The following is a 17,770-nucleotide window of genomic DNA, read 5'->3' as shown; positions in this document are numbered from 1 at the left end:
ATATAAAGGAAAGCATAATTACAAGTTAATTCATTGGAATTTAGGGTTATATAATTAAAGCTAGGTATGCCAAAGGCTCCATGGCCGGTTTGAGACGAGCCATGAAGCCTTTTAAGTTCTGTATTATGAGATGAAGATTAGTCTACATTTATACGTTCAGGATTCCTTCTTTTGGAGTAACGTTGAAGGCTTTGGCCAAATCGGCCAATTCCTGATCTGTAATCCGTTGCTGAATATCATGGTGAGCAATGAGCATATAAATTTGCGCCGCTTTTTCAATCGTTTCAATCAGGCCAAACGCTTCATCAATGGAGCTGCCCGTTCCGAAAATGCCATGATGAGGCCATAATACAGCGTGATGATCCTTCATTTTTTTAGCCGTTTCGCGGCCGATTTCGCTGGAGCCCGGTACCATCCAAGGGATTACACCGATACCGTCTGGAAAGACGACAATACATTCGGTACACATTTCCCACAGCGTTTTGGTGAATTGGTTTTCGTCCAGACTATGAATGAAGGTCATGGCAATAACATGGGTGGCATGATTATGAATCACAACACGATGGTTAGGATCGACCTTCAAGCGCTCAATGTGGCCCATAAAATGGGATGGTAACTCACTGGTAGGCACCGCCCCGTGTTTGAGGCCCCACAAGACTTCCAATTGCTCGCCATCCTGCGAGACACGAAGAACTCCTAAATTGGCTTCCGGATCGGCAATTACGTTTTTGAAATATTTTCCTGATCCGGTGACGATAAAATATTTACCAGCCAGTTCATTCACCGGAAAAGCAGGTTTAATCGTCCGAATGACCTGATGAATATCTATATATTTTGCAACCTCAGCTTCATCCAGAATATAGCTTACATTACCTCCATTGCGTTCATCCCAGCCGAATTTCCACATGTTTTGTGTAATTTCCGCCATCTCGCGAACAAATGGGATATCCAGTCCCGATTTGCGTTCTTTTTGATTCTCCAGCACAGTAGTCATGGATAATCTCTCCCTTTGTATGATATGAATATAAGCATTATCAGTGCAGTAGTTACCGTTTCAGCAGTACCTGTTGTTCATAGTTTTTTACTTCGGCCAACCATTCCTCACGAACAGGAACGCCGTTTTGAGCGCAATAGTAATCCCATATGGCACCAAACGGATACGATTTAAACTCTTCGACCAGAGCAAGACGAGTGGTGAAATCCCGTTCCTCTTCCGCCTGCTTTAATGCTTCAATCGGTTCGAGCATAGCGCGAAGCAGCGCTTTGATCGTGTTGCGTGTTCCGATGACCCATGCTGCTACATGATTGATACTGCCATCAAAGAAATCAAGACCGATATGGGTTCGGGAAAGCAATTCACCGCGAACCAGCTCACGGGCAATGTCCAGCAATTCGTCGTCCATCGTCACGACATGATCACTGTCCCAGCGAACCGGTCTGCTGACATGGAGCAATAATTGGTCGGTGAACATCAGCACAGAGGACAGTTTGTTCGAAATGACTTCCGTCGGATGGAAGTGACCGGAATCAAGACAGATAGATTTACCCCGCGTTAGGGCGTATCCCATATAGAATTCATGTGAGCCTACGACATAGCTTTCCGAGCCGATGCCAAACAGCTTGCTTTCAACCGCATCGATGTTGTATTCCTCACTGATTTCCTCGCTGAAAATTTCGTCCAGCGCATCACGCAGACGTTCTCTTGGAGCCAACCGATCAACCGGAGTATCTTTATAGCCATCCGGCATCCAGTGGTTTGTGACACAGGGCTGACCGAGTTCTTTGCCAAAATGCTCTGCAATCCTGCGTGATTTTTTGCAGTGTGTGATCCAGAAATCGCGGATTTCCGAATCCTTGTGACTCAGTGTGAAGCCGTCTTCCGCTTTGGGATGGGAGAACAAAGTTGGATTAAAATCAAGCCCGAGCCCTTGCTGTTTGGCCCAGTCTACCCAGTTCTGAAAATGGCGTGGCTCCAGTTGATCCAGATCTACTTGTTCTGTGGTATCCGCATAGATTGCGTGCAGATTGACCTTATGCTGACCCGGAATAAGTGATAGGGCTTTTTCTAAATCCTGACGCAGCTCATCGGGTGTGCCTGCTCTGCCCGGGTAGCTGCCCGTTACGGCAATCCCCCCGCTAAGCTGTTTATCCTTGAACAGAAATCCCTGAACATCATCTCCCTGCCAGCAGTGCAGTGATATTTTGATTTGTGAAAGCTTCCGTAAAATGTCGTCAACTTGAATACCGTGGCGGGCATACAGCTTTTTCGCTTCGTTATAACTGGCTTCAATAGCTTCATTCATGGCTTTACTCCTTTATTGAGATATCTGAATAGAGGATGTTGCTTGTATCTTGAGGCGCTCCCAGCGATCCAGGAGTTCTTGCAAGCCTTCCACCGATTTCGGCTCATATAGCCGAGTCGGAAAGGAGCGGGCGATGGTTCGGCCAGCAGCTTGGAGATCTTCAAGAGCACCAGAGCTGATTAATTGCACGACAATATTGCCGATGGCCGTAGATTCGGAAGGACCTGCCTGAACCTCAATTCCCAAGAGATCGGCTGTTAGCTGACATAGTAACTCGTTGTTAGCGCCTCCGCCGACAATGTACAATCTGGTAATCGTTTCGTCTGTTAAACGTTGCAGTTCGTGTAAGGCATCGCGGTAGCTTAAGGCCAGACTGTCGAAAATACAGCGGGCGAGTGAACCCGGCGTCTTGGGGATGGGCTGGCCTGTTTCTTCACAGAATCGCTGGATTTCAAGGGTCATACTATCCGGGTTTAAGAAGGATGACTGGTTACAGAGGACGAGACTGACAAACGGTGTCTCTGCTGAAGCCAGTTCGGCCAATTCAGCAAAGCTATGTGCGGAACCGCCCTCTCTCCTAACCTCCTGAATCATCCACAATCCCATAATATTTTTCAGAAAACGGTACGTACCGTAAGCACCCCACTCATTCGTGTAGTTCGCCTGCATGGCTGCCTTGGTATTCAAGGCTTTGGAACGTTCCATTCCCAGTAGTGACCACGTTCCGCTGCTAATATAGGCCCAAGATTCTTCCCGCTGTGACGGAACACCTGCAACAGCCGATGCAGTATCGTGAGTAGGAGCAAGAATGATCTGACAGTCCGGAAGATCATATTTTTGAACAAGCTCCGGCAAAAGAGAACCCAGAACCCGTCCAGGCTCGGCAAGCTCTGAAAACTGATTGCGTCGCAGTTGGAGCAGGGACAGCAGGTCTTCATCAAACTCTCGGGTGTTCACGTTGAGAAGCTGCATCGTGGACGCATTCGTCATTTCATTGATCATGATGCCTGTCAGGCGATAGTACAGATAATCGGGGACCATCAATATTTTATCCGCACGGGCAAGCTGTTCCCGATCATGGACGAACAGTTGATATAGGGTATTAAAGTTTAGTTCCTGAATGCCTGTTTTCTCATACACAGCCTCTCGACTGATGATCTGGTGCAGCCTGTCGGGCGCATGGAGGGTACGTGCATCCCGGTAAGCGTATACCTCATGAATGCGGTTTCCTTTCTGATCAAGCAGCACGTAATCTACAGCCCATGTATCAATGCCGAGCGTACAGGAGTGAATCCCCGTCTGTTTAGCTTTTTGCAAGCCCTGAATAATCTCATTCAATAGTTCGTCGATATTCCAGTAATCGTGTCCGTTTTTTTCGGTAAAGGAGTTGTTGAAACGGTGAAGCTCTTGCAAGTGTAGCTGGTCACCTTGCAGAGTTGCACTTACGAGCCTTCCGCTTGAAGCTCCAATATCAACAGCAAGATAATTATTCATACCCAATCTCCTTGCATGGATAAAATACGGGCAGCCTGAAAGTCTGCCTTTTGCTTTCTTAACTAACTCCATACTACTTCCGTTTTTCTTTGTAGTCAACATAAACGGAAGTATAATTTGTGGTTTTATTTTTGTTTTCTAAAATTATAATTAAAATTAAATGTTGTTTTGCATGTATTTTTGTTTTTTATCTGTTTTCTACAATCAGGATTATGCAAAGTCCTCACAATATATATACCTTGAACAAAGGTCGATTTGATTTTACGATATTCCAATTGTGGAAGGTTCTCCAAATGCCGCCGTCTGTATGAAAAATAGTCTTGAAACCGCCCGCCAGAGGGTGTAGTATACAAGATATCAATTTCATATGACTCGTATAATATTGGGGATATGGCCCAAAAGTTTCTACCGGATGACCACTGTAATCGTCCGACTATGAGTGATAGCGCATCGGCTTTGGATGAATGCGGGCATTTATTTGTGCGCCAATCCGTCAGGGATTACAACCCCAAGGACAGGCTTCACTTGAGAAACAACTCAAGGGAGCCTGTCCTTTTTTTGGTTTTATACTATTTTAAAGTACAGAAGGAGCGATACTCGCATAATGAAAGCTTTGGAGGAACGTATTCGTCAAGAGGGACAAATTTTATCTGACACCGTATTAAAGGTAGATTCATTTTTGAATCATCAGGTAGATACAGCATTAGCATTGGAGATTGGTAAGGAGTTTGCACGCCTTTTCGGCAGTGCTCCGATCACCAAGGTGCTTACAATTGAAGCTAGTGGTATTCAATTTGCTATGGCTACTGCTATTGCCTTGGGGGTCCCGTTCATTTATGCGAAGAAAAAGAAGGCAATCACGCTGAATGAGCAGGTATACTTCGCTGAGGTTCATTCATTCACTCGGCAGGAAACCTATCAGGTGAGTATTTCCCAAAAATATCTCGATGCCAGCGACCATGTGCTAATCGTAGATGATTTTTTGGCTACTGGCGCAGCATTGGTTGGACTTACGGATATTGTGAAGGAAGCAGGAGCGGAGCTGGCCGGGGTTGGCTGTGTGATTGAGAAGAGCTTCCAGGAAGGTCGTGGACTGTTGGAGCAGAGAGGCATTGCTGTGCGCTCTCTTGCGCGTATCGCTTCCATGGCACCAGGCGAGGTTCATTTTATAGAGGAAGCTGGCGCGGTGATTCCTCCCGTTAAGGAGAATGTGGGATGTTAAGTAAACAAAAGTTATTCGCGCTGGGCTTCCAGCATGTCATGGCGATGTACGCTGGAGCAATTGCTGTACCTCTAATTGTAGGGGGAGCATTGCACCTGACGCCAGCCCAGATGGCTTATTTGGTGGCTGCCGATCTGTTCACTTGCGGGATTGCTACGTTATTACAGATTATGGGGACACGCTTTTTCGGTAGTAGACTGCCTGTCATTTTAGGTTGTACGTTTACGGCAGTAGGGCCCATCATCGCGATTGCTTCGACCTCAAATTTAGCGACAGCGTATGGTGCCATTATTTTGTCTGGTATATTCGTGGTGTTAGCGGCACCGTTGTATGGCAAGCTGCTACGCTTTTTCCCGACGGTGGTTACGGGTTCGGTGGTTACGATTATCGGTCTATCCCTTATTCCGGTGGCGATGAACAATGTAGCAGGGGGGCAGGGCAGCGCGGATTTTGGACAGCCACGTAATTTGCTGTTGGCGTTAGTCACACTACTGGTTATTCTGCTTGTGAATCGGTTGGCAAAAGGCTTTTTGCGCTCGATTTCCGTGCTTATTGGGTTGTTCGCGGGCACAGTGGTTGCTTATGGAATGGGAATGGTGCATTTTGCTCCCGTGGCGGAGGCTTCATGGGTGAGTGTTGCACAGCCGTTTTATTTTGGTAAGCCAGAGTTTAGCATTATGGCAGTTTGTACGATGATTATCGTCAATATTGTCAGTATGGTTGAGTCTACAGGCGTTTATTTGGCAGTTGGCAAAGCAATTGATCAGAAGGTGGAGCAGAAGCAGATCGTCAATGGTCTGCGTTCCGAAGGACTTGCGATTATGCTTGGGGGTATTTTTAACGCGTTTCCTTATACAGCTTTCTCGCAAAATGTGGGTCTGATTTCACTCACACGCGTCAAATCGCGGAACGTTATTTTTGCTGCGGGCGGTATCATGGTTGTTCTTGGTTTGCTTCCTAAGCTGGCTGCCTTAACGACTGTGATTCCTAATGCTGTGCTGGGCGGAGCGATGATCGTCATGTTCGGCTCGGTCGCTGCATCAGGCATGTCTATTCTGTCAGAAGTGGATCTGCGGAAGGAAAGCAATCTGCTGATCGCAGCATGCAGCATTGCTGTGGGCCTAGGCTCTGCCGTTCTGCCACAAATGTTCGACCAGCTGCCGAGCTTTGCCAAAATGCTGTTGCAAAATGGTATCGTTTCGGGCTCGATTACAGCGATTGTCTTGAACATCGTTTTGACGAGAAAACAGGGCGAATCTGTCAAAAGCGTGACGGTTCAGGAGGTTCCACAGAAGGTTTGATGATTAGGGATAAATAAACCCTTGCCGTCTGGGGACATATAGATATTGACCCTGTCCGACTGTGCAGTGGCGCTAAAGTTAGCTCTTAAGTTGATTTATTTACTAGAGGAATTTGCTAGAGTAGTGGGCGAGGTAGTGGTATAATTTACCTTATGGATTTTGAATAGTGGTGGATGTTTTCGGACCACGGTGCAGCTTCCCGAAAGGGGGTGAAGCCGATGGTCACACTTGTGTCGTGCTACGATGTGTTGCGTTGGATGGTTACGTTACTAAGCCTGGTGTTTAGCATTCGTAAACTTTATCGCTGGCTACGTCGGAAATTTCGGAACAAGCGAAAACCCACCGCGTAATTAGGTTGGCCCCTAACGGTGGGTTTCGTTTGCATTAACCATTAGTTATGCAGCGCGCCGTGGGTGATCCACAGCCTTTCAAGTCCTAAGAGTCTTTGCCGTTGGCGCGGCGAAGACTCTTTTTAGTATACGGACACGATGATTATCTATATACCTAATTTTAGCACGTTCATTTCGTGCACGCAATGAATAGACATCACCTTCATTCTCGCCACATCGTTCAAATTTAAATTATTGTGCAGCATTTATTGACAAGCCTGTGACAACAAAATAAGATCGTAATGGAAAGAAATAAAGGAAGAAAACAGGTGTGAGCCGGACGACTCTATGTACGGGGTTTTGTTGAGACCATGTGGATAGTTGTTGAGCGTGTTCACTTAAAAGGGAAGTTCGGTAGATTCCGACACGGACCCGCCACTGTATACAGGCATCAGCAGGATACTGCTGGAGCTTTCAGAACAGCCACTGGAACTGTGAAGAACCGGGAAGGCCTGAAAGATACGCCTGGAGTCAGGAGACCTGCCTGTTTTGACATCACTGTCAGACCCACGGGATGCTGGGGAGGTGGTTAGGCGTGCTGCATACAGAATGTCTGAAACCGATCTGATCCCTTCTATGTTTTTGGAGCTGGCTTCGAGGTGAGTTTTGACATTTTATAATGAAAGCATTTCTGACTGCTGATCAAGTGGTCCGGAATGCTTTTTTCGCGTTTTGCGTTAGGTTTATATGATTTTACAAGATAGAGGGGGATTCATTGAATGATTAGCAATCGTAGCAGGCGTTCATGGTTGATATGTACAGGGGGGATGCTGTTGCTGGCAGTTATGGCTCTTTCGGGATGTGCCAGCAATAAGACGTCGGATAGCTCCGGCAAAGGTGAAAACGCGTCAGCACAACAAACAGCGACAGGTAAAAAGCTGATAATGGCGTATACATGGAAACCGTCAGGCGTTGACCCGCACGGAGATAATAGCTGGGATGTGATGCGATCCGGTGCAGGTGAGACACTGGTACGTTTGAATGAAAAGCTGGAGCCTGTGGCTTGGCTGGCAAAGGAGTGGAAGCAGGATAGTCCTACAGTTTGGACGTTCAGCTTGCAGGATAAAGTCACTTTTCATGATGGAAAGAGTATGGATGCAGCAGGTGTAAAAGCGTCTTTGCTGCGCTCTATCGAGAAAAGCCATCTGGCAAAGGATTTACTGAATGTGAAGTCCATTGATGTAAGCGGCCCGCTGGCCTTGAAAATCACGACAAACCAGCCGAACGCGGCGCTGGTGTCCAATCTAGCTGATCCATCGACGATTGTACTGGATGTGGCATCGATGAAAGATGAGCAGAGTTACCCAGCAATGACAGGCGCCTTTAAAATTAAAGCGTTCAACAAGGACCAATCGTTGGTCGTAGAGCGTTATGACGGATATTGGGGCGAGAAGGCACGACTGGCTGAAGCGACGATGAAGTTCATTACGGACGGGAATTCGCGTCTGATGGCGCTGCAATCCGGCGAGGTGGACGTAGCGACGGATATTCCGGTTGATAACGCAGAGGTACTGAAAAAGAACGACAAGCTACAAGTGCTGTCGGCTCCCTCCTTGCGCACCCATATGATCGTGTACAATATGGAATCGCCAGTATTCGAGGATGCGGCGAACCGTAAGGTGGTGGACAGCCTGATTCCGCGCACATCGATTGTGAGCGCCGTCATGAGAGGCTTCGGTACGGAAGCAAGCAGTCCGTTCCCGAGCATTCTTCCCTTCGGTAAAGTTGAGCGTAAAGCGCTGGACGGAACGGCGGATCAGCTGTTAACGAAGGATGGCTGGCAGAAGGACGCCCAAGGGACATGGACTAAGCAAGGCAAGCCGTTCGAGGTTACGCTGCTGACTTTTCCTCAGCGTCCGGAACTCTCTGTTATGGCTGAGGTCATCCAAAGCCAATTGCTAAAAGAGGGAATCCAGGTCAAGATTCGCAAGGTGGAAAATATCGACGAGGCGTTGACCAAAAACGATTGGGATTTTGCTATGTACAGTATGCTTACTGCTCATACAGGAGAGCCGCAATATTTTATGGACATGTTTTATTTTTCGAAAAGCGAAGCCAATGTAAGCCGTTATAGTTCCAAACCGCTAGAGAGTATTCTTAACAGCTTGAAGCTGGCGAAGGATACAGCGCAGCGTAATGCCGTGACACTACAAGCGCTGGATATCATCAATACGGATTTGCCACAGTCGTTCATTGTGCATCCTGACAATGTGTTTGGTGTGAAAAAAGGGGTAGAGGGTTTTACACCCCATCCGATCGAGTATTACTACATTACAGCGCAATCCGATATTGCGGAATAACGAGCGGCGTATCCTATGATTCGTTTTATACTGGAACGTGTGGCGCAGCTGCTCATCATTGTATTCGTTGTATCCACGCTGACTTTTGTACTGATGCGCCTGGCTCCTGGAGACCCTGCTACCATTTTGCTCACCGCGCATAATGTCCCTGCCTCTGAGGAGGCGTTGACGACGCTACGGCAGGAACTGGGCTTAAACGAACCGTTTCATATTCAATATGTGAACTGGCTGCGGGATGTGTTCACAGGGCATTGGGGCACCTCGTATGTATCCAAGGAATCCGTGCTAGCCGAACTGTGGAACAGACTGCCTGCTACTGTGGAGCTAGCTGCTGCGGGCTTTGCCGTCATGACGGTGCTTACGCTGGGGTTGGGGCTGGCTGCCTCGCTAAAAATCAGCGGTCCACTGGATCGCCTGGGTAGGCTGTTTGCCCTGCTGGGATCGTCGATCCCCTCTTTTTGGCTTGGGTTTCTGTTGATCTATCTATTCTCCGTTCGCTTGGGCTGGCTCCCATCCATGGGAAGGGAGGATTGGACACATTTAGTGCTCCCTGCGCTGACTCTTGGTGCAGGTTTGGGAGCTGTGCAAGCCCGTGTACTACGCGCTCAAATGCTAGAGCTGGGTGACCGGAATTTTGTGAAAGCAGCGAAGGCTCGAGGCTTTTCCCGAATGCATATCCTGTTTTTTGAGATATTTAAGCATGCGGTTCTGCCTATAATTACACTGCTAGGTACCAATCTATCATTTATGCTGGCAGGTAATGTCATCGTAGAGACCATTTTTTCATGGCCGGGGTTGGGCAAGTATTTTATAGATGCAATTACACAGCGAGATTATCCGGTGATTCAGGGGTATGTTATTTTTGCCGTATTTTTAATTGTAGGAGTTCAGTGTTTGGTGGATGTGGTCCAGACGGCGATAGATCCGAGGCTACGTTTGCGTTAAGGGGGAAGCTGAAAATGAAAAAGATACGGCTTTCCTTTCAAGGGAGCTTGCTGGCAGGAGGCGTACTGTTTGGTCTGATCGTGCTGCTTGGGTTATTGGCTCCATGGGTCGCTCCTCATGATCCTCTTCAAGTGGATCTTTTGAACCGTCTGGCACCACCCAGTCGGAAATATCCTTTCGGTACGGATCATCTGGGTCGGGATGTGCTGTCACGGCTAATTTACGGGATACGGACGAGCGTGCTAATCGCATGTGCAATTACTGTAGCTACGCTGTGCTTTAGTCTGCCTATAGGGTTGCTCATTGGTTATGTGCGTGGACGTGTAGATCAGCTGATCATGCGGGGAATTGATGGCGTATTGGCTTTTCCTGATATTATTTTAACGGTGGCAATTGTGGGCATTTTGGGCCCGGGTTTTGTTAACATGACCCTTGCGATTATTGCGGTACGGTGGGCGGGCTATGTCCGGTATATCCGTAGTCTGGTTCAAAAAGCCTGTCAGGAGGACTACGTTCGGTATGCCCGTTTATCCGGCAATTCACACGTACGTATACTGAGACGTTATGTATTGCCACAAGCGTTGCCGCAGTTGTTGGTTTATGCGGTATGGGATATCGGACGCGTGGTGCTGATGATCGCGGGGCTATCCTTTCTTGGACTGGGTGTACAGCCGCCCAAGCCAGAGTGGGGCGTGATGCTGCATGATGCAACCTCGTATTTTCAGGTGGCTCCGCATGTCATGATTTTCCCGGGCTTGGCGATTATGCTGTTCGTACTTGCCTGCCAGCTTTTGGGAGACCGCTTTTCGGAAAAGGGGGCGGCCAAATAGTGGGAGATCAAATAGCCCTTGGGGGCAAGGATACGATAGAACAAGTGGCAGGGCGAAAACCGTTGTTACACGTGGAACATTTGGAAATCTGCCGCACAGGCGTAGGAGCAAGCGGAAGTGGGAGCAAACCACTGCTGCGGGATGTGAGCTTTTCCATATATTCAGGGGAGATTGTGGCCCTGACCGGACCGAGCGGATGCGGCAAGAGTCTGACCGCACACGCAATCGCAGGCATGCTGGAGCCAGGTATCGGTGTTACGCAAGGGCGTATCTACTATAACGGGGAAGACATTCTCCCGTTCCAGGAACGGCGCTGGCAAAGGCTGCGCCGAGAGGATATTGCCCTGCTCATTCAACAATCGCTGAGCGGGTTGAATCCGATCCGGACTGTCCGCGCCCAGCTGATGGATACGCTTAGACTGCACGGGCGGCGTCGGATGCCGCACGACCAGATGGAGCCGGGGCACGCTGGTGCTGCCCCATCCCACACTGCACCGCAGCAAGTCCACCCGCTGGGCGTGCTGCCACGGATGCGGCAGATGCTGATCCGTGCCATGGAGATAGCCAGAGGAGGCGCTACTCCAGTGCGGGAGGCCTATTTGCGCTCTCTGCTCCGCAAGGTTGGGTTTACAGATCCTGAGCATATTTTGTCGTCATATCCTTTTGAACTAAGCGGAGGCATGTGTCAAAGGGTGCTGCTGGCTGCAATGTTAAGCTCAGGTCCAAGCCTTTTTATTGCCGATGAGCCTACTACGGCGTTGGATGTTATCAACCGCGACAAGGTTTTGGCATTGCTGCAACAATTGAGAGAAGACTTTGATCTCACCATATTGTTGATTTCACATGATCGCCAAGGTATGAGCCGCATAGCAGATCGAGTGTTGGAGATGAGCCCGGAAGGAAGGATGCACCAGTGATGCTGGAATTGAAGAATGTGACCAAAGCATACCCTGTCCGCAAACGGAGAAAAGGCTGGTTCAGCACGCAAGATAGCGAGCAGGCCGTGAAGAAGGTGAGTCTGGAGTTATGGCAGGGGGAGTGTCTTGGATTGGTTGGAGAAAGTGGAAGTGGCAAAAGCACGCTGGCACAATGTATTCTAGGGCTGGAGTCGTTGACCTCAGGGGAGATTTGGCTGGATCATCAGCCTATACATTTTGGAAAGATGAAGGATGTTCAGCTGTACAAGCGAATCCAGTTGGTTGCACAGGATTCGTCCTCCTCATTGCATCCCCGTATGACCATTCGAGATATTTTGGAGGAGCCAATCCACAATTATTTTCCCGGACGAAAAGCGCAGGCGCTGGATATTTGTCTGTCTCTATTGGAATCAGTAGGAATGGAGGCTGACAGTCTGGAAAAATACCCAGCACAGCTGAGTGGCGGGCAAAAACAGCGGGTATGTATTGCCCGAGCGTTGGCGGTGGAGCCGGATATTATCTTGTTCGATGAATCGATCGCCAATCTGGATACGACAACGCAGTCTTCTGTACTGGACATGCTCAAGAGAATGCAGATGGAGCGTCAGTTGTCCTACCTATTCATCACTCATGATCTCCAATCTACTCGTCAGTTTTGTGATCGAGTTGCCGTCATGGTTCAGGGGGAGATCGTGGAAATATTTAAGGAATGGGATGAAGACTTGTTACAGCATGAGTACACGCGTACTCTGTTTCAAGCGTTGGAGAATTAATCCATAAATTTGATATTATACAAATTTAAAATAAATAAGAGGATTGCTTGCCGAATATTGTTGACAAAATAGAACATGGTACCTATTCTAAATATGATTATGATAATCATTATCACATATATAGAAAAGGGGAAATACATTGATGTCCGTTCGACACCGCAAGACTGCCACCCTTATGTTGGTGGCGCTCCTCTTATTATCCGTTGTTTTGGGCTGCGCGAAGCAGGAAAACACCCCTGCATCCACCTCTACTGACGGAGCTGCCAATGAAAAGTCGATCACGCTATCGTGGCCGCGTGACATTGGTACGATGAATCCTCACGTATACAATCCTTCCCAACTTTTTGCACAATCCATGGTTTATGAGCCGTTAGTCAGCTACAAGCAAGGAGGCAAGCTGGAGCCTGCTTTGGCTGAATCCTGGACTATTTCCAAGGACGGCAAAATATATACGTTTAAGCTACGCAAAGGTGTGAAATTTTCGGATGGAACGCTATTTAATGCGGCCATTGTCAAAAAGAACTTTGACGCTATTATGAAAAATGAGAAGACGCACAGCTGGCTTGGTATAGTAGGCGTTCTCGACAAAACTGAAGCTGTAGATGACAGCACCTTCCGAATGACACTCAAAGAACCATACTACCCAGTGCTTCAGGATTTGTCTGTCGTTCGCCCGTTCCGTTTTCTGGGTGAAGCGGGGTTCCCGGATGATGGAGATACGTCCAAAGGAATCAAGAAACCTGTAGGTACAGGACCTTGGATGCTGGATGAATACAAGCAAGATGAATATGCAACCTTTAAGCGTAATCCAAATTATTGGGGCACTGCACCAAAGGTGGATAAAATTACGGTAAAAATCATTCCCGATGGCGAAACCCGTGTAATGGCCTTTGAAAAAGGCGATCTGGATCTGATTTATGGAGAGGGTGTCATTAGTCTGGATGCTTTCAAACAGCTTCGCGACACGAATCAGTATGTTACCACGCTGTCCGAGCCTGTCGGTACGAGAAGCCTGTTACTCAACTCATCCAATCCCAAGCTGGCAGACCTTCGGGTACGCCTGGCACTCCAACATGGCTTTAACAAGCAGGCAATGGTGGAAGGTGTAACCTCGGGGCTGGAGGAAACAGCGGATACGGTTTTATCCAAAAACTATCCGTATACGAATGTAAACTTACAGCCTGTTGGCTATGATGTGGAAAAATCCAAATCGTTGCTGGATGAGGCTGGCTGGAAGCTGCCCGCAGGCGGTACAGTACGGGAAAAAGACGGACAACAGCTGGATTTTGAGCTGATTTTTGATAAGACTGATCCGATCCAAAAGGCGATGGCTGAAACCATTCAGGCTGAATGGGGAGAATTGGGTGTCAAAGTGAACCTGACCGGACTGGAGCTGACGGTTCAAATTAAGCGCCTTAGATCCAACCAGTTTGATCTGTACTTCTGGTACAACTATGGTGCGCCTTATGATCCGCACTCCTTTATTAATGTCATTGCCAAGAAGAGCTTCGGAATTTCCGAGGTGCTGAGTGCCCTTCCGATGAAGAAAGACCTGGATCAGCAAGTACACGAAGCGCTCTCATCGACAGATGAAACCAAGCGTCAAGAGCTGTATGCTTCGATTCTGAAGACGCTTCAGGAGCAATCTGCCATTGTGCCTATTTCTTATATTAAGAAAACGGCAGTGTACCAGAAAAAGATTACAAACTTTGTATTCCCGGCTAATCGGGATGAAAATCCGTTTGAGGGAATTGAAATCGGAAAGTAGCTGAAGCCGATAGGTAACGGTAGTTTACAGGATAGGAGGACAACTCATGATCAGCTATATCGGGAAGCGAATGGTAGCGGTCATTCCTATTGTTCTCTTTGCCACCCTCGTTACCTTTGCACTGATTCATATTTCACCAGTTGATCCGGCCGAGGCCTATTTGACGGCTGCTCATATTTATCCTACTCCAGAGATTCTGGAGCAGAAAAGACATGAGTTCGGGCTGGATCAGCCTTTGCTGACGCAGTATATGCATACACTTCAAAGAATCAGTCAATTGGACTTTGGTACTTCGTATCTGACCAACAAGCCGGTGTGGGATGAGGTCAAGGTTCGGCTGCCCGCCACTTTTGAATTGGCTGTGAGCAGTATGGTGCTATCTATTGTGGTGAGTATTCCACTGGGCGTGCTGGCGGCGATGCGTAAAAATGGATGGATCGACATGCTTAGTCGAGGAATTTCATATTTTGGCGCATCTATACCCCAGTTTTGGCTGGGATATTTGTTAATCTTCTTTTTCTCTGTCCGATTGGATTGGCTCCCTGTAGAGGGGCGAGGAACGTGGCAGCATCTGGTGTTGCCCACGGTGACCCTGTCGCTGGTTCTGATTGCTTTATATACGCGCCTGCTGCGTTCCAGTGTGTTGGAGCAGCTTCAGGAAACGTATGTGCAGTATGCCAGAACTAGAGGGATTCATGAGCAGGTGATTATGCTCAAGCATGTACTGAAAATTGCCATTGCTCCACTGATTACAAGTCTGGGTATGAATCTGGGCAAGCTTCTGACCGGAACAATTATTGTGGAGCAGGTGTTTTCATGGCCCGGGTTTGGCCGTTATTTTGTGGAAGCGATTTTTAACCGGGATATTCCCGTCATACAATGCTATGTGTTTTTGGCGGCATGCCTGTTCATCGTATGCAATTTGCTTGTTGATCTGGTGCATTTGTATATGGACCCCCGAATTTCATCGAAGGGACGAGCAGAGCAGTGATGATAAGGTTGCGTACAATGTTCAAAGGTCAAAAGGTAATCGTGGTCTGCTCTGTCGTACTGGCTGCTCTTTTTATCATTATGGCGCTAGCTCCTTGGCTGGCTCCCCATGATCCGGTTAAAGTCAATTTACTGCACAAGCTGGAGGGACCTTCGAAAGAATACTGGCTGGGGACCGATCATTTGGGTCGGTGCAATTTATCCCGGTTGCTGTATGGAGCGCGGATTTCCCTCGGTTTTGCGACATTAATTTTCCTGTCCTCGCTTAGCATCGGCGTTGTGGTCGGGTCGCTTGCAGGTTATGTAGGTGGCTGGGTCGATAGTGTGTTGATGCGGTTTTGCGAAGGTATTATGGCGTTTCCGAATTTGGTGCTTGTGCTGGGCATTGTCGGTATTTTTGGGCCGGGCCTCATGCAGGTGCTGCTTGCCTTGATGATGGTGCAGTGGGTGTATTATGCCAGAATGTGCCGCAATATGGTCGTCAGTCTGAAAGAACGGAATTTTATAGCTGCTGCAAGGATTAGCGGGTCCTCCTCAGGGGCCATTATCCGGCGGCATATTATTCCGAATGTGCTGCGGCCGATTGTGGTCATTGGTACACTGGAAATGGGTTGGGCGATCATGGATATTTCCGCGTTGTCGTTCCTTGGTCTAGGCATTCAGCCGCCGACCCCCGAATGGGGAGCGATGATTCATGAGGGAACGGGATACATTCGCAGTCATCCGGAATTAATGATCTATCCGGGGGTTATGATTCTGGTGGTGGTGATGGCCTTCAATATATTGGGGGAGGCGCTGTCCGACCGATACGGAATTGCCAAACGTCAGTAAAACAGGAGTGAGTTACAACGATGGACGACAGGGAGAAGGTGCTGGAGGTCAGCGGCTTACAGGTGAAGCTCAAAACCGGTGCCGGGGCGGTATCTCTGCTGGAGCCAACTCATTTTGAGCTGAAAAAGGGACAGGTACTGGGTCTTGTCGGCGAGAGTGGAAGCGGCAAAACAGTGACTTGTAAAGCGTTGCTCCAACTGCTGGATCGCCAGACGATGGACGTGGAAGGTAGTGTCCGTCTGAACGGGCGTGAGCTGAACGGAATGGTGGCCGAGGAGATGCGCCGTATTCGGGGCAAGGAAATCGCGTTTATTATGCAAAATCCGATGAGCGCTTTTACGCCAGTGTATACGATTGGAGCTCAGTTTATGGAAACGGTCCGCACGCACACCGGATTAACCAAACGACAGGCCCATGAACTTGCCATAACGGCTCTGGAAAATATGAATCTGCCCGATCCAGCCAAGCTGATGAAGCGTTATTCGTTTCAGTTGAGCGGCGGGATGCTGCAACGAGTCATGATCGCCATTTCCATGTGCCTGCGGCCAGCAGTGGTTATTGCCGATGAACCAACGACGGCGCTCGATGTGGTCAATCAGCTACAGGTGCTAAGAGAGCTGGATCGCTTGCGTACGGAATACAATACGTCCATTTTGCTGATCTCGCATGATCTGGGCGTCATTTCCCAATTGGCGGATGAAGTGGCTGTCATGCAGCAGGGTCGTATTGTTGAGCAGGCTGAGGTCCATCAGTTATTCGATCACCCGCAGGATGAATATACGAAAATGCTGCTGCATGTCAGACCCAAGTTGTCCATTCGGGGCATAAATCAGGTAGGTGGTTAGTCGCCTGTTCGACGGTTACACTTTCAAAAGGGGAGCGAATGCGCATGCTACAAGTGAAGAAAGTAACTCATAGCTATGGAAGGCGCAAATGGCTGGGCCGCTCTGAACCACGTCCTCCTGTGTTGGCTAACGTTTCGCTTACTATAGAAAGTGGGTTTTGCCTAGGCTTACTTGGTACCAGCGGAGCCGGTAAAAGCACGCTGGGCAAGGTTATTCTGGGGCTGGAGAAGCCGCAGGAGGGTCAGGTGCTGTTCCAGGGACAGGACATTTATAATGCGAGCCCCCAAGTCCGCAGGGGACTGCGACGGGATATGCAGGTCGTATTTCAGGACTGCTACTCTGCTGTAAATCCCCGAATGACCGCCGGGCAGATTATTGGTGAGCCATTGGACAATTACGAACGGTTATCGGTGCAGGAACAAAAAAGAACGGTCGAAAGTCTGCTGGAACGGGTCGGCCTCAAGCCGGAAGATCGGATTAAATATCCGCATCAATTCAGCGGCGGACAATTACAGCGGATCAACATTGCACGGGCGATTGCGCTCAAACCAAAGCTGATCGTGCTGGATGAGTCCGTCAGCAGCCTCGATATGGTTCACCAGATGCATATTTTATCCCTGCTGGGAGAACTGAAGTCTTCGTTTGGATTGTCATATCTGTTCATCACGCATGATATTCGGGCGGCATATGCCGTCTGTGATGGCATTGCTGTGATGGAGCAGGGAAGATTGATTGAGCGCTGTGATGAGAAGGATCAGATTTTTGAATCTGCTCATCCGGCTGTACGACGGTTGATCTCGTCCATTTTGCCGGAACATCCAGCAGAGCGTTTTCCGCTTCATGGATAACAGTGGACCCGCAA

General features: G+C 48.6%; 15 protein-coding genes and 2 riboswitches. Of the genes, 12 read left to right on the top strand and 3 right to left on the bottom strand.

Translation table 11 applies throughout. The annotated features are described in order from the left end of the window. Nucleotides 1-148: 148 nt before the first annotated feature. The 3 genes from rhaD to rhaB are packed head-to-tail and all read right to left on the bottom strand — an operon-like array spanning nt 149 to nt 3,797. The gene (gene rhaD / locus GRP75_RS00235) at nt 149-994 is read right to left on the bottom strand and encodes a rhamnulose-1-phosphate aldolase (protein ID WP_023990992.1); all 846 of its coding nucleotides are present in this window, start codon (nt 992-994) and stop codon (nt 149-151) included. Between the two features lie 52 nt (nt 995-1,046). Then, a complete protein-coding gene (gene rhaA / locus GRP75_RS00230) occupies nt 1,047-2,303 on the bottom strand; it encodes an L-rhamnose isomerase (protein WP_160788307.1) in 1,257 nt (418 codons plus the stop codon). A gap of 12 nt (nt 2,304-2,315) precedes the next feature. Beyond that, nucleotides 2,316-3,797, bottom strand: coding sequence for a rhamnulokinase (rhaB, locus tag GRP75_RS00225; protein WP_160788306.1), 1,482 nt, complete (start codon nt 3,795-3,797; stop codon nt 2,316-2,318). A 352-nt stretch (nt 3,798-4,149) separates the two neighbouring features. Continuing rightward, nucleotides 4,150-4,253, top strand: a riboswitch (purine riboswitch). Nucleotides 4,254-4,401: 148 nt separating this feature from the next. Here rhaB and GRP75_RS00220 point away from each other — a divergent pair. From GRP75_RS00220 to nikE, 12 genes are all read left to right on the top strand, one after another. After that, nucleotides 4,402-5,019 carry a xanthine phosphoribosyltransferase gene (locus tag GRP75_RS00220; RefSeq protein ID WP_025720187.1) on the top strand — a complete coding sequence of 206 codons (618 nt, stop codon included), beginning with the start codon at nt 4,402-4,404 and terminating at the stop codon, nt 5,017-5,019. Then, a complete protein-coding gene (locus tag GRP75_RS00215; RefSeq protein WP_076156653.1) occupies nt 5,013-6,320 on the top strand; it encodes a nucleobase:cation symporter-2 family protein in 1,308 nt (435 codons plus the stop codon). Before GRP75_RS00220 ends, GRP75_RS00215 begins: the two co-directional genes overlap by 7 nt. Before the next feature lie 687 nt (nt 6,321-7,007). Next, a riboswitch (cobalamin riboswitch) is annotated at nt 7,008-7,211 on the top strand. 217 nt (nt 7,212-7,428) lie between these two features. Then, nucleotides 7,429-9,009 carry an ABC transporter substrate-binding protein gene (locus GRP75_RS00210; protein WP_160788305.1) on the top strand — a complete coding sequence of 527 codons (1,581 nt, stop codon included), beginning with the start codon at nt 7,429-7,431 and terminating at the stop codon, nt 9,007-9,009. Between the two features lie 15 nt (nt 9,010-9,024). Next, complete coding sequence (gene nikB / locus GRP75_RS00205) at nt 9,025-9,954, top strand: nickel ABC transporter permease (RefSeq protein ID WP_039271928.1); 930 nt, start codon at nt 9,025-9,027, stop codon at nt 9,952-9,954. A gap of 14 nt (nt 9,955-9,968) precedes the next feature. After that, nucleotides 9,969-10,784, top strand: a complete 816-nt coding sequence (gene nikC / locus GRP75_RS00200) for a nickel transporter permease (protein ID WP_053326421.1) — start codon at nt 9,969-9,971, stop codon at nt 10,782-10,784. After that, nucleotides 10,784-11,701 carry an ATP-binding cassette domain-containing protein gene (locus GRP75_RS00195; RefSeq protein ID WP_160788304.1) on the top strand — a complete coding sequence of 306 codons (918 nt, stop codon included), beginning with the start codon at nt 10,784-10,786 and terminating at the stop codon, nt 11,699-11,701. Before nikC (GRP75_RS00200) ends, GRP75_RS00195 begins: the two co-directional genes overlap by 1 nt. Next, nucleotides 11,698-12,474, top strand: coding sequence for an ATP-binding cassette domain-containing protein (locus GRP75_RS00190; RefSeq protein WP_160788303.1), 777 nt, complete (start codon nt 11,698-11,700; stop codon nt 12,472-12,474). Before GRP75_RS00195 ends, GRP75_RS00190 begins: the two co-directional genes overlap by 4 nt. A 142-nt stretch (nt 12,475-12,616) precedes the next feature. Then, nucleotides 12,617-14,242 (top strand): nickel ABC transporter substrate-binding protein, encoded by a 1,626-nt coding sequence (gene nikA / locus GRP75_RS00185; protein WP_071558036.1) that lies wholly within the window; start codon nt 12,617-12,619, stop codon nt 14,240-14,242. Between the two features lie 46 nt (nt 14,243-14,288). Further along, nucleotides 14,289-15,233 carry a nickel ABC transporter permease subunit NikB gene (gene nikB, locus GRP75_RS00180; protein WP_160788302.1) on the top strand — a complete coding sequence of 315 codons (945 nt, stop codon included), beginning with the start codon at nt 14,289-14,291 and terminating at the stop codon, nt 15,231-15,233. Beyond that, a complete protein-coding gene (gene nikC, locus GRP75_RS00175; RefSeq protein ID WP_080682961.1) occupies nt 15,233-16,063 on the top strand; it encodes a nickel ABC transporter permease subunit NikC in 831 nt (276 codons plus the stop codon). The genes nikB (GRP75_RS00180) and nikC (GRP75_RS00175) overlap by 1 nt, the downstream gene beginning before the upstream one ends. Before the next feature lie 20 nt (nt 16,064-16,083). Further along, the gene (locus tag GRP75_RS00170) at nt 16,084-16,908 is read left to right on the top strand and encodes an ABC transporter ATP-binding protein (protein ID WP_068939150.1); all 825 of its coding nucleotides are present in this window, start codon (nt 16,084-16,086) and stop codon (nt 16,906-16,908) included. 38 nt (nt 16,909-16,946) lie between these two features. After that, nucleotides 16,947-17,756 (top strand): nickel import ATP-binding protein NikE, encoded by an 810-nt coding sequence (gene nikE / locus GRP75_RS00165; RefSeq protein WP_028540875.1) that lies wholly within the window; start codon nt 16,947-16,949, stop codon nt 17,754-17,756. Nucleotides 17,757-17,770 lie beyond the last annotated feature (14 nt).

This window comes from Paenibacillus sp. OT2-17 (genome assembly GCF_009827695.1).
GTDB classification, from domain to species: Bacteria; Bacillota; Bacilli; order Paenibacillales; family Paenibacillaceae; genus Paenibacillus; species Paenibacillus polymyxa_B.
Note: the sequence above shows the minus strand (reverse complement) of the source record. Positions and strands in the feature narration are given on the sequence as shown.